Genomic DNA, 12,727 nt, shown 5'->3' on the forward strand with positions numbered 1-12,727 from the left:
CTAACAATACTATGAGTAAGATAGCTGCATCCGGCCGCACTGGTGCACCACCATGCTTTACACCAGCCTGCGGCTATCCTGTTTTCTGCTAATCCTTGTCTAGCCCGTATTTCTTCAGATACCGGTATAACGTTACCCGGCTGACATCCAGCATATTGGCCAGGCGGCTGATATTGCCGCCGGCTGCCTTCCAGGCCTCCACAAAGGCGTCTTTGTCCTCTTTCCAGGCTCTACTTAAGCCCTGTTCTCCCGGCATGCTAATCTCATTGCGGGTAATGACCCCGCCATTGGTCCGAAAGAAGGCCTGTTCCACAACGCCCTGAAGCTGCTTAATATTACCCGGCCAGTCGTAGCTCATAATTAATTCGGCGGCGTCCGGAGCCAGTTCCTTGACCGGCAGGTTATGCAGGGCAGCCAGTTCTTCGATAATATGGGCGGCCAGATGGGGCACATCCTCGCGCCGGGCCCTGAGTGGCGGAACACGCACAACAGCCCGTGAAACGATGTCATACAACCGGGCGGAAAATACGCTTTTCTCGACAAGCCGTTTCAAATCGGTGTCACTGGCGGCGATGACCCGGACATCAATCGGACGGCTGACATTTTCACCTACCCGCGACAGGGAACCGGTCTCCAAGGTCTCAGCCAGCTTGCCTTGCAAAACGGCCGACAGCTTTTCGACCTCATCCAGGAACATTGTACCGCCGCTGGCCAATTCCAACTTACCCGGGCGTCCCTCGGCCTCACTGCCGCCACGGCCAAAAAGCTCCACTTCCAGTATCTCGGACGGCATATCACCGCCTTTGACCGCGATGAGCGGACCGGCAGCCCGCGAGCTGGCCTGATGAATGCCATGCGCCAGCCGTTGTTTACCGGTTCCCGGCTCACCCTGTAACAGGAGGGGATAATCATGTCTGGCCGTACGGCCTGCTTTGTCCTGCATGGTCGTAAATACATGGCAGGAGCCTACCATGCTGGACAGACTGTAACGGGCTGTGTAGCCGGCAGTATGAGCTACCAGAGTCCGTAAGTCTTCGATGGGTAAAGAAACGGCTACAATACTGTCGACATCACCGTCATCCCCTGCCAACGGCACTACCGTCGTAATATCCTCATACGTTTTGCGCGGTGTTATCCAGGTTACCTCCCGGTTATAGGACGGTACCCCCATAAAACCTTTATACAGCGGTGTATGCCGGTAATTTAACAACACATCGCTTAAGTTGGGTCCCTCTTCCTTATCCTCACTGCCCGGCGGCACAATCCCGGATAAACGGCTGTGGCCCAGCTTATTGGCATAGGCGACCTCGCCGCCCGGCAAAATATGATATACAGCCAGCGGCACAGCATCTAAAATAGTATCTTTGGCGGTAAGGCTGGCGACCATGCGCAGGTGCTGCTCCATGGCGTATTTTATACTTAACACCATGGCGACCATGGCGCTATGCGGCAACTCTTCCTGCTGAATCGACACCACCGTGACAATGAACTTGACCTGATCGTCAATCAGAATGGGCGCCGAGCAGGCATCGCCGTTCTGGCAATCCTTGATCCACATCTCAGGTCCGAACATCAGAAACGGAACTTTGTGCCTGTAAGCAATGCCGACACTGGAAGTGCCGATATCCTCCTCGAGCATGCGGGCGCCTTCGAGCTCACCCGCTGTTTTCTGGTAAAACGGCATTGCATAATTTTTCAGGACATATAAATCCTGATCCAACAGCAGCATACTTAAATTGTAAGTAGTAAAGTGCTCTTTAATTTCGTCATATAACCCTTCCAGAAAGTCCATAGCCTGACTGTAGCGCTCACGGCGCTTGACAAGCTCTTCCCCGGACAGTTTGACAGCAAGACAGAAGCTTTCCTGGCCCACTCCGCTCTCCTGGCTGCGCTGCCAGGATTCAGCTATCCAGGGATGAACATTGGGGTCGACAACACCTTCTGTGACAAATTTATTATAATATGTCTCCAGCTTAGCTTTGTTACGGCGCTCGCGAATCATTATATACCTCCAAGTGTGTTCTCTCAATTAATATCACAAATATACATGGGTTTCATGCAAAAACCACAAGCCCGGGCGTGTCTTAAGCAGACGGAAGGCGGGGGTTCGCCCCCGCCTCTGGTGCAACTTAAGTACGATACGTGTTAATATCCTCACTGAAGTGCTGAATCACCGTTTTAAACTCAGTGATTCTGCCCATCATGTCCTGCAGCTTCTCATTGTAAACATGCACCGAAGCACTGACCTCTTCGCTTGCTGCTGAGTTCTCTTCAGAAATGGCAGCCAGCGACTCAATTTTCCCATACACCTGGTTAAGTCCTGTCATTTCCCTTTCCAGCTTGGTAATCATATCCACAATATTTTCGGCTACCAGATGAATATTGCTGACATGACGCGTGTTGGCGGTCACTACGGCATTCATCTGCCGGCTCTCGGCAGCCAGTATGTCAAACTCGTCTTCTATCATCTGGACAACATCACCGATAATGTCCATAAGTACTTTTAAATCACTTGATATACTGTCCGAGTGATGATGCGACTGTTCGGCCAGTTTCCGGACTTCTTCCGCTACCACGGCAAAACCGCGTCCCTGTTCTCCGGCCCGGGCGGCTTCAATGGCGGCATTCAGGGCCAACAGGTTGGTCTGGCCGGCGATAGCGGCCACCATGCCGGTAATTTCATTAATTTTTGTGGCCTGATTCTGAAGGTTCTCGGCCGACTGCTTCACCTCGGCAAACTTGTCCAGACTGTGCTCCAGTTTAGAACTGGATGCCTGCACTTCGGCAAACCCCTTATTAATTTCATCCACAGCGGCTTCCAGCTGCTCTTTGTTGTGACTCTGTTCAGTCACTACCGTACGCAATGTCTCCAGATTGCCGTTTAAGATACCGACGGCCGTTTCGGTCTCCATAGCCTGGTTAGTGGCGGCAGTGGCCACATCATGCACCACACCGGATATCTCATCCGAGGTATCCTTCATCCGGGCGGCTAAGGAGTTAAAATCGTCACCATATTTATTCATCTCGTCGGTGACGCCCTTAAAGCCGATAAACTCGCTCTTAACCCGCTTTTTGTACTGAGACAGCATCTGCATGATATCTTCAAACTCATCATTTGATTTAAGCGTGGTCTCAGTGAAATACCGCCGCTCTTGAATGCTTGCCAATTCTTTTTTGATGGCGGCAAAGGGTCTAAGCAGCAGTGCCGCGCCGCCGGCCGCCACCGCGCCGCTCAACAGCGCCGACCAGAAAGGCACGCTCACACCCAGCCCGGCCAGCAATCCATTAACGACCAGTGATATCACGGCAACAGCCACGCCAATTTTCGCCGGAATGCTTCTCATGACACCCAAAGACAAAAGTCGGTTAATGCGAAATACCGTTGTTTGCGTAATCGGTTTGGGAAAAGTAATCAGCATCTTCAGATGCTCGGCCGAAGATTCAGTAATCTCGGTCTTAATATCTTCTTTAAAGTATTCGGCAGCTCCTGCCAAAAGACCTTTCATATAGCCAAACATCCCGCGTTTGGACCGGTAGCTTAAGATGGCGCCGTATTCAGATACAGGCTCAATCAATAATTCGGGCGGCTGAGCACCCGGTATCCGTTTCACCATAACCACATGAACATCATACATCGATCTAAGGAAAGAATACAGGCTTTCCTGACGGAAAAAAGCCGGATAGGCCTGAGCGAAGGTTTTGACATTGTCTTTGCCGATGTTTAACCAGATTTCATCCTGACTTTTTCCGGTATGTTCTGCTAAATAGCGTACAAAGGCTTTCGGCTTGGCATCGTCGACTTCTTCGGTAGGCAAAAACATCTTGTCAGCTTCCCAGCCGACATGCTGCATAGCTGCCTCAGTTAACGCTTCGCCCCACACTTTGTGAGCCGTATTGACCCAAGTCCCAACAACAGTCCCTTTCATGACTCCCACCTCATAGTAAAGAACTAAGAAATCATTGCTTAATTCTTCTTAGAATACTATCTTTTATTCTCTCTCTGGTTAAAATTTCCTTCATTATTTTACATTGTTTGCGTTTTTTAAACAGCAAAGAATATTTTCCATCGGCCTGCCGGTCATCATCAATTAGAGAACATTACCTGAGCGTCATACCGGGAAACACCTCCGCCGGCGGTAATGCAGGCCGGCAGGCACATGCCGCCCGTATCGTCACGGAAAAAGTACCGGGTGAAGCCGTATTGCCTCTCATTGCCAGGATCATTGCTTATACCAGAACCATGACCGTCCCGGTAAATGTTTGGGCTAAACTATTGTCCGTCTTGGTTTTGAGGATTTTGCCGCATATGTCGGGGTAAACTAACACCACCATACAACCGGGAGGTGATAGTTTGTCCAGCAAAGAGGAATGCCAGATCTATAGTTTTTGGAATGGCAAAAATTTAAAAGGCGGCAATGAATTCTTCGACTATGTCAGCAGCGGCGAAAGCTGCAATGAATTCAAGTGCGTCGAGGGAACCGAAACCGTCTGTGCTGATGACCTGTAAGGAAAAATTACGTAACACCAAATCTGTTGACAAAAAAATATCCGCTGCCGCCCTTATTCAGGCGAAAGCGATACAGCTATCAGGATAACAGAAGGACTGACCCAAGGTCAGTCCTTCTGCCACGCTTAACTACGAGCGCCCGCCAAGCTGCGATTTGGTTATTATTACCGGGTCCAGCGCCTGAAAACGTGTACTTTCCAGCGTCTGCAAATCGGTAGTTAATTTGGCCAATTCCTCTTTGAGCACGGTCTTGGTATAGCCAAATTCCTCAAGCCGGTGCAGGGCAGTATCCAGCTCCTTGATTTTTTCTACATATTCCTGATGTCTCCTGACAATCTCCAGGCCACTTTTTACATTCATCTCTAACTCACCTTTATCGTAAAGTAAAACTTCGTAAAGCCGCAACCCAAAGCTGATTTTATTTGCTATTTATATTATGCTCAGCCAGCACCCGGCCAACTCACAAATTCTGGTGACAAAACCCATCGCGATGCAAAAATATTTTCAAATAAAAAAGCAGAGCCACCTGGCTCTACTTTCTGCTAACAGGCAGTTTGGCCGTACCGGCCAATTCCCTGGCTAATATCTCTTTGAAAGGTATATTCCGTTGTGGCTTTCGCCTGTTGTCATCGGATGCACCGCGATCATCCCGGTTAGAAAAGTCAAGTTTATATACAGGCATAACTTTATTCACCATCTCGATCGCCTCCCCGGTGTGAATATTTTCCATCTATTTATTTTATCGTAATTTTCGTACAGATTATTAAGTGCCGTTTTTTCTGGGATTGCATCCAGTTCTTACTTCGTGTTTCACTTTTATTGCTTGGTTACACTATCGAATGAGGAGGTGGTAAATATGTTTTACAGAAAAAAACGTAAGTCGGTGTTGGGTATGGACATGGACATGGATTTTGACGTGGCTTCAGTACTCAAGGCGGTAGCTGTCGGCGCCGTCGTTTACCAGGCCGCCAAATTCATGATTCAAGGGATAACCGACGACTGACAAACTCGCCTCCGACTCTAATAAGAGGAGGTGAGAAAATGGCAAAGAAACAGGAATGCTGCGAGAAAAACTGCAAAAGCGGTAAAGCGAATGTAGAGTTTGGCAAAGAAATTTGCCCCAGCGCCAAAAAAGATACAAAGAACTGCAAATAATGATCCGGGGTGGTAACTATGCCACCCCTTTCTCTTTGGAAAAAAAGCCGCATAGTGGTATATTTATCCAAATTGAGGGAATACTAGTGACGGAGGTGAGTGGAATGGGATTTAAAGATTTACCGGGCGGCTCAGGCGCCAAACAAGGCCAGTCCGCCGCTGACAAAACATCAGTGCAACAAGCACAGGCTACCAACGATGTTCTTAAGAAGCAAGAAACTCTCACTAGTACCAAATCTTCCCAATAACCCCCTGTTAATAACAAAGCGGCCTATCCGGCCGTTTTGTTATTTTTTATGCCAGGTTGTCTTTGCTGATAAATAAATTGCCAGCAGACCGGCTGCTATGAAACCAAAAAAATTGGAGAAACTAAATATAATCTATAATAAGGAGGGATTTCATGCCAAAACTTATTTCCGGGATGTTTTCCAGTGTATCTGACGCGCAGCTAATTATTGCCGCCCATGCCTATGATGACGAAGATACACTTGAAAACGCAACAGATAAGTTCAGCGACAACAGCCAGTTTTTCGCTAATGAAGCCTCCTATTCAGAAACCATGAGTGAAGAATCTGATGATACTGTACAATAAGATAGCAAAAACCCCGCAGTTAACCCTGCGGGGTTTTTGCCGCCAGCAGCTCGTTCTTTCTGGCAGTAAGCTCCTGATAGACGGCAATAATATCCGGACTTAAGTTTTCTATCTCTGCCGGATTGGTCAGCGGCAGTTTATAGCGGTCATGCATCATCTGCAGCAATTCCTCCAGCCTTTTAAGGTCATCTTCCGCCCTCTCCAGCTGTTCCCTATACCAGTTCATTCCGCAAATAATCAGTCTCCCCCTTTCGTCACTATGTCCAAGAAAGCCTCGTAACTGATCGTACAGTCTGCTGCAATGAATATAACTTCGCGGAAGGACGGTGAAATCCTTTAGGCCGAAATCTCCTCTGCCGCCGGGTCCGTCGCCGTCGCCCCGCATCCCTGGAAAATCCGGCTCCGGCACTTCCGGCAGCATTCGGGGTCGGTATGTTGCAGTGCATACGTAATAGCGTGGACAGTATGGGGAAAGAAGTGTTCCCTGTCTATTTTGTCATACAAGCCTGTGATATGCAGCATTTTTTCAGGCTGTTCATTCAAGCCGGATACCAGTACCGCAATTCCTCTTTTTTGCAGGCTTTTTATGATGGTGCACAGGTGATCTTCCCCAGTCAGATCCATAAACGGCACCTTGCTTAATCGCAAAATAACAATCCTGGGATTATACCGGATAGTCTCCAGCAAGCTTTGGGAAAACATCTGGGCCGCACCAAAAAAAAGCGGCCCTTCTATGCTAAAAATACTAATCTGCGGGCAGTCATGGCTATTCAGCCGGTCCTGCGCCGAAATCCGGGACAGGTGGTTCTCAGGATCAGGCAATACCTTGGTTACCACCAGAATATCGCTCATGCGCTTCACGAAAATCACCATGGCCAAGAGCAGCCCGATCTCGACAGCAACCGCAAGATTGGCCAGCACAGTTAAGAAGAAAGTGGTGATCAATATACCGGCGCTGTTGCTGCGAGTTCTTAAAATGGCAATAAAAGCATGATGTTCACTCATATTATAAGCTACAATCATCAGTACCGGCGCCATACTCGCCAGCGGAATACTGCCGGCGTAGGGGGCAAACAGGAGTAAAGTAACCAGTACGAATAATGCCGAAATAATTACGGAATAATGTGTGGCCGCTCCACTTTTGATATTGGTAGCCGTACGGGCAATGGCCCCGGTGGCCGGAATGCCGCCAAACAGCGGCGCCACTATGTTGGCAATCCCCTGGCCGATAAGCTCCCGGTTACTATTGTGACGCGTACCGGTCATGCCGTCGGCGACCACGGCCGACAAGAGCGACTCAATCGCCCCCAGCATAGCAATGGTAAAAGCCGGCCGTGCCAGTTGCTCCAGCCTGTCCCAGGTTAACACCGGCAGGGTGAAATGCGGCAGCGTGCTGGGTATGCCCCCGAAAGCGGAAGCAATGGTCTGTATCTGCCCGGGATAAACAAAGGCCGCAAGCAGCGTGGAACTCAAAAGACCGATAAGGGAACCCGGCACCTTGGGCAAAAACCGGGGAGTAAGCAAAATCATCCCCAGACAAAACAAAGCGGTTATAATGCTATAGGCATTCACTGTGTCCAGATGAACAAAAATGTCCCGCATACTGGCAATAAAACTGTCATGCCGTTCAAGTCCTGTCAGTCCGAGAAAATTGGCAATCTGGCCTGTAAATATATTTACGGCGATACCCGCGGTAAAACCAATAGTCACCGGTCGGGGTATAAACTTAATCAGGTTTCCCATGTGCAACAATCCCATGACCATCAGTATAATACCTGACATTAAACCGGCCAGCAACAGGTTTTCATAGCCATAAGTCAACACAATGGATAGCAGAATGGGAATAAAGGCACCGGTCGGTCCTGTAACCTGGTACCGGCTGCCGCCAAATACTGCGGCAAGAACAGCGGCAATTACCGTTGTATAAATTCCATATTCCGGTTTCACGCCCGAGGCAATAGCAAAGGCCATCGCCAGCGGTAAAGAGATTACGCCCACGGTAATCCCTGACATTATATCTTTCCGAAAATGGCTGGAAAAATAACGTTTAAGTGTTACTTTAATAGTGCGTCTCATTGATATCCCCTTTCAGCCATGTAACATAAAACTTATTATAATTCTTTATAAGGGGTATGTAAAATTCCATAGAGTACCCCGTACTTTACTCTAAAAGTCAAATACCGGCATTACCTCGCTAAATTTTCACTGAACATACAAATTCGCTATAAAAAGACAAATTTCTACTTTATAAATACATATGCATCACATTAATTATCGCAATCGACAAAATTGTTTAAAAATTTCATTGCTTCAACACATATTGCAAGGTAAAATGAAAGTGTAGTAAAAATAAGGATTAGGAGGTAAGATTATGAACAGTCTTCGCACAAGAGTCCTAGTTACTATCTGCTCAATCTGTTTTTTCGTAGTAGCCGTTTTAGTTGGGTATAACCTTTATCGTATGAAGCAGGACGCCCAGCAAAACATAGCAATAATGAGGCAAACGCTGATGGAACAGTTTGAGCGCAGTTTAAAACTTCAGGTAGAGGGCGCGGTAAGCATTATTGAATCTATTTATAAAGAACAGCAAAAAGGCACTCTTACCGAGCAAGAAGCTAAGAAAAAATCCACCGATATTATTCGTGAAATTCGTTATGACAACGGCAATTATTTATGGATTGATACGTATGAGGGCTTTAACCTCGTATTATTGGGCAATAAAAATTTCGAGGGCAAATCCCGCTGGGAGTTTAAAGATGCCAGAGGCAGCCTGGTGCTGCAGGATTTGTTTAATGCCGCTAAAGCTAATGGCGGCGGCGGATTTAGCGATTACTGGTTTCCTAAACCCGGCCAAAGTGAGCCGCTGCCCAAGCGCGGCTATATCAAATTTTTTGAACCCTACCGCTGGACAGTGGGAACAGGTGCCTGGTATGACTCGATTGAAGCAGAAGTAAGCAAACGCCAGCTCCAATACGAGCAGGAACTAAAGAATTCTATGGTTACCCAAGGCATCATCGGCATTATATCGCTGCTGGCCGCCTGCGGTTTGTCCTTAATACTGGTACGGTCCTTGATTAACCCCCTCCAGCATACCCAGCAGATCGTCACTGAGATGGCGACAGGCAATCTGGCGGTCCGCGTAAACGACAGCGTTGCCAGCCGAAAAGATGAAATCGGCAGTCTGGCCACCGCCTTTAACCACATGAATGCGAATATTAAAAAGCTTATTGCCCAGGTGGCCCAGTCCGCTGAACAAATTGCCGCTTCCTCAGAGCAATTTACAGCCAGCGCCGACCAGTCCGCGCAGGCGGCGAATCAGGTAGCCACCTCCATCGTAACGGTAGCCAGCGGCGCCGAACAGCAACTGGCCGCGGCGAACAGCACAAGTACACTGGTAGCCAATATGTCCGCCGAAATTGAGAAAATCGCCGCCAATGCCAACCAGGTATCGGCCCAGTCCACCCGAACTGCCGGCAAAGCGCATGATGGCAAAAAGTCGGTCGATCAGGCCGTGAGTCAGATGTCTCAGATCGAGCAGACGGTTAACACCTCGGCTAACGTGGTAGCACATCTGGGTGAACGGTCAAAAGAGATCGGACAGATTATCGACACCATTTCCGGTATCGCCGGGCAGACCAACCTGCTGGCGCTTAACGCCGCCATTGAAGCGGCCCGGGCCGGCGAACAAGGACGCGGCTTTGCCGTAGTAGCCGAAGAAGTCCGCAAACTGGCCGAGCAGTCGCAGGAAGCGGCGAAACAGATTGGCACCTTGATTACAGAAATTAAGGATGAAACCGATAAAGCAGTTGTGGCTATGAATGAGGGTACCCGTGAAGTAAAAACAGGTGCTGCCGCCGTTAACACCGCCGGGCAGACATTCAGCGAAATTGCCGCAATGGTGGTCGAAGTCTCGGATGAAGTCCGGGAAATCTCTGCAGCAATTGAGCATATGTCAGCCGTTAGTCAAAATATCGTAGCTGCGGTACAGCAGATTGACGCCCTTAGCAAAAATGCTGCGACCGAATCAGAGACTGTCTCGGCTGCCACTGAGGAGCAGTCGGCTTCCATGCAGGAAATTGCCGCCTCCAGTCAGGCTTTGGCCAAAATGGCCCAGGAACTGCAAGGAACTATCCGTCAGTTTAGAATTTAATAAAGTAAACAAGGCTTACGCCGATCCTTTGGCGAAAGCGTAAGCCGCTGTTGCCCTTATCCAGCAGAAAGACATACTTTCTGTCAGGATAAAGTAAACAAGGCAGAACAAAAGCAGCCTGCTGATGGCAGGATTTTGTGAATGGGTAAAGAAGTAAATGCATAATAGTAAATATAATGTATTGTGTGGCAACAGGAGGCGATTATGATGTATGCACTTAACTTTATCTCACCGCATAATGAAAAGTTGCTTATGGCCCGTCAAAAGACTGCTACCATTCGTCCCGGAGATATTAGAGATACATACCAGGAAAATTCGCTTGTCTGGATTACCTTTGGCAGTAAATACGGCCCTAAGAAAAAACTCTACCGGGCTATGATTGACAGAGTGCTGATCAAAAAGTATACGGACCTGACAACCAGTGAGTTAGAACATCAAAACCCGGATATCAAAACAGTGGAAGAACTTATCGCCCTTTTCGAAAACATCTACGAAAAGCAGATTCACATTGATGATGTCGTGACAGTAATTCACTTTTCTGAAGTTCAGGAACAATAAATATATAAGTAAAAGGCTTAACTCCACTATCCGGAGTTAAGCCTTTTTTTCCGAAAGTATATTTTTCTGCTAAAAGCGGCGCCCAACCTCTCATCAGGGGAAGGTCAGTATGGTCACTCCCTCCGGTTTGACCTGCATGATTCCCCCTTTAAGGCTGACCTCGTGCTCGCCTTCATCAAGGAGAATACGTACCGGCCGGGGATCAAGCAAGGCCACCAGCGGTGCATGCCCTGCCAATATGCCCAGCTCGCCGGTTGTGGCCCGGACAATCACCATATTGACATTGGCCCCATACAATGTGCGGTCAGGATTAATAATATCGAGCCGCAACTTCTTGCCCACTAGCCTTTCCCCCTCATACTTCCGGCCTTCTCCACAACCTCGTCAATAGTTCCGACCATATAAAAAGCGCTTTCCGGCAACTCGTCGTACTTGCCGCTTAGTATCTCCTTAAAACCACGCACCGTCTCCTTGAGCGGAACATACTTGCCGGCAGTGCCGGTAAACGCTTCGGCTACAAAAAACGGCTGACTTAAGAAGCGCTGCACCTTTCTGGCCCGGGCGACAACAATCTTATCCTCTTCCGACAGTTCCTCCATCCCCAGTATGGCAATAATGTCCTGCAGTTCTTTATAGCGCTGCAGGATCTCCTGTACCGACCGGGCCGCCTGATAATGCTCATCGCCAATAATAAACGGGTCCAGTATCCGGGAGGTGGAATCCAGTGGATCAACGGCCGGATATATGCCCAGCTCGGCAATTTGCCTTGACAATACCGTTGTCGCGTCAAGATGGGCAAATGTCGCAGCCGGCGCCGGGTCTGTCAGGTCATCGGCCGGGACGTATACAGCCTGAACCGATGTAACCGAGCCCTTTTTGGTCGAGGTAATCCGCTCCTGGAGCGTACCGACGTCAGTTCCCAGTGTGGGCTGATAGCCAACGGCCGACGGCATCCGGCCTAAGAGGGCCGAAATCTCGGACCCAGCCTGAATAAAGCGGAAAATATTATCTATAAAAAGCAGCACATCCTGTCCGGCCACATCCCGGAAATATTCGGCCATCGTCAGCCCGGTCAGGCCAACCCGCATCCTGGCTCCCGGCGGTTCATTCATCTGACCGTAAACCAGCGCCGTTTTGTTAATAACGCCCGACTCCATCATCTCGCGCCAGAGCTCGTTACCTTCACGGGTACGCTCCCCGACGCCGGCAAATACTGAAAATCCGCCATGTTCTGTTGCAATATTTCGGATTAGCTCCATAATCAAAACCGTTTTGCCTACCCCGGCGCCCCCAAACAACCCAATCTTACCGCCACGCGCATAGGGGGCTATGAGATCAACTACCTTGATACCTGTTTCAAGAATCTCGGTCGCCGTTTCCTGGGCCACAAATGCCGGCGCCGGCCTGTGAATAGGCCAGAATTCACTTGCCTCTACCGGCGCGTCATTATTATCTACCGTTTCTCCCAGTACATTGAAGATTCTTCCTAGTGTTCCCTTCCCGACAGGCACCGTTATCGGCACCCCTGCATCAACCGCTTCCATACCGCGTACTAAGCCATCTGTCGACGACATGGCTACACAGCGAACGACATTGTCGCCTAAATGCTGCATAACCTCTACTGTCAGCTTGATGTCATAGCCTGCGGCCCTGCCGGTAACTTTTACCGCATTATTAACAGACGGCAGCTGATCCTGCGGAAATTCTATATCCACAACAGGACCGATAACCTGTTTAACCCGTCCGCTAGCCATAGGCTCCCTCC

Annotated in this window: 14 protein-coding genes; 6 read left to right on the top strand and 8 right to left on the bottom strand. The window is 49.0% G+C overall.

What is annotated here, in order from left to right; translation table 11 throughout:
- Window positions 1-88 precede the first annotated feature (88 nt).
- Together SATMO3_RS30300 and SATMO3_RS30305 are read right to left on the bottom strand one after the other, a co-directional pair.
- Window positions 89-2,002, bottom strand: a complete 1,914-nt coding sequence (locus SATMO3_RS30300; protein ID WP_371375322.1) for a sigma-54-dependent Fis family transcriptional regulator — start codon at window positions 2,000-2,002, stop codon at window positions 89-91.
- 127 nt (window positions 2,003-2,129) lie between these two features.
- Complete coding sequence (locus tag SATMO3_RS30305; RefSeq protein WP_371375324.1) at window positions 2,130-3,926, bottom strand: heme NO-binding domain-containing protein; 1,797 nt, start codon at window positions 3,924-3,926, stop codon at window positions 2,130-2,132.
- 425 nt (window positions 3,927-4,351) lie between these two features.
- On the opposite strand from SATMO3_RS30305, the gene SATMO3_RS30310 reads away from it, so the two are divergent.
- A complete protein-coding gene (locus SATMO3_RS30310; protein ID WP_371375327.1) occupies window positions 4,352-4,507 on the top strand; it encodes a hypothetical protein in 156 nt (51 codons plus the stop codon).
- Between the two features lie 129 nt (window positions 4,508-4,636).
- Here the strand turns inward: SATMO3_RS30310 and SATMO3_RS30315 are convergent, their stop codons facing one another.
- Together SATMO3_RS30315 and SATMO3_RS30320 are read right to left on the bottom strand one after the other, a co-directional pair.
- Window positions 4,637-4,867 (bottom strand): hypothetical protein, encoded by a 231-nt coding sequence (locus tag SATMO3_RS30315; RefSeq protein ID WP_371375330.1) that lies wholly within the window; start codon window positions 4,865-4,867, stop codon window positions 4,637-4,639.
- A gap of 172 nt (window positions 4,868-5,039) precedes the next feature.
- Window positions 5,040-5,204, bottom strand: a complete 165-nt coding sequence (locus tag SATMO3_RS30320) for a hypothetical protein (protein WP_371375333.1) — start codon at window positions 5,202-5,204, stop codon at window positions 5,040-5,042.
- Between the two features lie 159 nt (window positions 5,205-5,363).
- Here SATMO3_RS30320 and SATMO3_RS30325 point away from each other — a divergent pair, with 159 nt between their 5' ends.
- The 3 genes from SATMO3_RS30325 (at window position 5,364) to SATMO3_RS30335 (ending at window position 6,254) form a co-directional block, all read left to right on the top strand.
- Window positions 5,364-5,510 (top strand): hypothetical protein, encoded by a 147-nt coding sequence (locus SATMO3_RS30325; RefSeq protein WP_371375335.1) that lies wholly within the window; start codon window positions 5,364-5,366, stop codon window positions 5,508-5,510.
- A gap of 256 nt (window positions 5,511-5,766) precedes the next feature.
- Window positions 5,767-5,910 (top strand): hypothetical protein, encoded by a 144-nt coding sequence (locus SATMO3_RS30330; RefSeq protein WP_371375337.1) that lies wholly within the window; start codon window positions 5,767-5,769, stop codon window positions 5,908-5,910.
- 152 nt (window positions 5,911-6,062) lie between these two features.
- On the top strand, window positions 6,063-6,254 hold the full coding sequence (locus tag SATMO3_RS30335) for a hypothetical protein (RefSeq protein ID WP_371375339.1): 192 nt from the start codon (window positions 6,063-6,065) through the stop codon (window positions 6,252-6,254).
- A 19-nt stretch (window positions 6,255-6,273) separates the two neighbouring features.
- On the opposite strand, the gene SATMO3_RS30340 is transcribed toward SATMO3_RS30335, so the two are convergent.
- Complete coding sequence (locus SATMO3_RS30340; protein ID WP_371375342.1) at window positions 6,274-6,480, bottom strand: hypothetical protein; 207 nt, start codon at window positions 6,478-6,480, stop codon at window positions 6,274-6,276.
- Window positions 6,481-6,590: 110 nt separating this feature from the next.
- A complete protein-coding gene (locus tag SATMO3_RS30345; RefSeq protein WP_371375344.1) occupies window positions 6,591-8,330 on the bottom strand; it encodes a SulP family inorganic anion transporter in 1,740 nt (579 codons plus the stop codon).
- Window positions 8,331-8,625: 295 nt separating this feature from the next.
- Between SATMO3_RS30345 and SATMO3_RS30350 the strand changes: the two genes are divergently transcribed.
- Window positions 8,626-10,404 carry a methyl-accepting chemotaxis protein gene (locus SATMO3_RS30350; RefSeq protein WP_371375347.1) on the top strand — a complete coding sequence of 593 codons (1,779 nt, stop codon included), beginning with the start codon at window positions 8,626-8,628 and terminating at the stop codon, window positions 10,402-10,404.
- A 204-nt stretch (window positions 10,405-10,608) separates the two neighbouring features.
- Window positions 10,609-10,962: an ASCH domain-containing protein gene (locus SATMO3_RS30355; RefSeq protein ID WP_371375350.1), complete on the top strand. Its 354-nt coding sequence runs from the start codon at window positions 10,609-10,611 to the stop codon at window positions 10,960-10,962.
- Window positions 10,963-11,055: 93 nt separating this feature from the next.
- Here the strand turns inward: SATMO3_RS30355 and atpC are convergent, their stop codons facing one another.
- Window positions 11,056-11,304, bottom strand: a complete 249-nt coding sequence (gene atpC / locus SATMO3_RS30360; RefSeq protein ID WP_371375353.1) for an ATP synthase F1 subunit epsilon — start codon at window positions 11,302-11,304, stop codon at window positions 11,056-11,058.
- The gene (gene atpD, locus SATMO3_RS30365) at window positions 11,304-12,716 is read right to left on the bottom strand and encodes a F0F1 ATP synthase subunit beta (protein ID WP_371375356.1); all 1,413 of its coding nucleotides are present in this window, start codon (window positions 12,714-12,716) and stop codon (window positions 11,304-11,306) included. The genes atpC and atpD overlap by 1 nt, the downstream gene beginning before the upstream one ends.
- Window positions 12,717-12,727 lie beyond the last annotated feature (11 nt).

This window comes from Sporomusa aerivorans, assembly GCF_041428895.1.
Taxonomy (GTDB): domain Bacteria; phylum Bacillota; class Negativicutes; order Sporomusales; family Sporomusaceae; genus Sporomusa; species Sporomusa aerivorans.

Excerpts from the sequence above, each read along its gene's own strand:
- SATMO3_RS30300 (WP_371375322.1), bottom strand. The coding sequence starts at position 2,002 with ATGATTCGCGAGCGCCGTAACAAAGCTAAGCTGGAGACATATTATAAT.
- SATMO3_RS30305 (WP_371375324.1), bottom strand. The coding sequence starts at position 3,926 with ATGAAAGGGACTGTTGTTGGGACTTGGGTCAATACGGCTCACAAAGTG.
- SATMO3_RS30315 (WP_371375330.1), bottom strand. The coding sequence starts at position 4,867 with ATGAATGTAAAAAGTGGCCTGGAGATTGTCAGGAGACATCAGGAATAT.
- SATMO3_RS30320 (WP_371375333.1), bottom strand. The coding sequence starts at position 5,204 with ATGGTGAATAAAGTTATGCCTGTATATAAACTTGACTTTTCTAACCGG.
- SATMO3_RS30325 (WP_371375335.1), top strand. The coding sequence starts at position 5,364 with ATGTTTTACAGAAAAAAACGTAAGTCGGTGTTGGGTATGGACATGGAC.
- SATMO3_RS30330 (WP_371375337.1), top strand. The coding sequence starts at position 5,767 with ATGGGATTTAAAGATTTACCGGGCGGCTCAGGCGCCAAACAAGGCCAG.
- SATMO3_RS30335 (WP_371375339.1), top strand. The coding sequence starts at position 6,063 with ATGCCAAAACTTATTTCCGGGATGTTTTCCAGTGTATCTGACGCGCAG.
- SATMO3_RS30340 (WP_371375342.1), bottom strand. The coding sequence starts at position 6,480 with ATGAACTGGTATAGGGAACAGCTGGAGAGGGCGGAAGATGACCTTAAA.
- SATMO3_RS30345 (WP_371375344.1), bottom strand. The coding sequence starts at position 8,330 with ATGAGACGCACTATTAAAGTAACACTTAAACGTTATTTTTCCAGCCAT.
- SATMO3_RS30350 (WP_371375347.1), top strand. The coding sequence starts at position 8,626 with ATGAACAGTCTTCGCACAAGAGTCCTAGTTACTATCTGCTCAATCTGT.
- SATMO3_RS30355 (WP_371375350.1), top strand. The coding sequence starts at position 10,609 with ATGATGTATGCACTTAACTTTATCTCACCGCATAATGAAAAGTTGCTT.
- atpD (WP_371375356.1), bottom strand. The coding sequence starts at position 12,716 with ATGGCTAGCGGACGGGTTAAACAGGTTATCGGTCCTGTTGTGGATATA.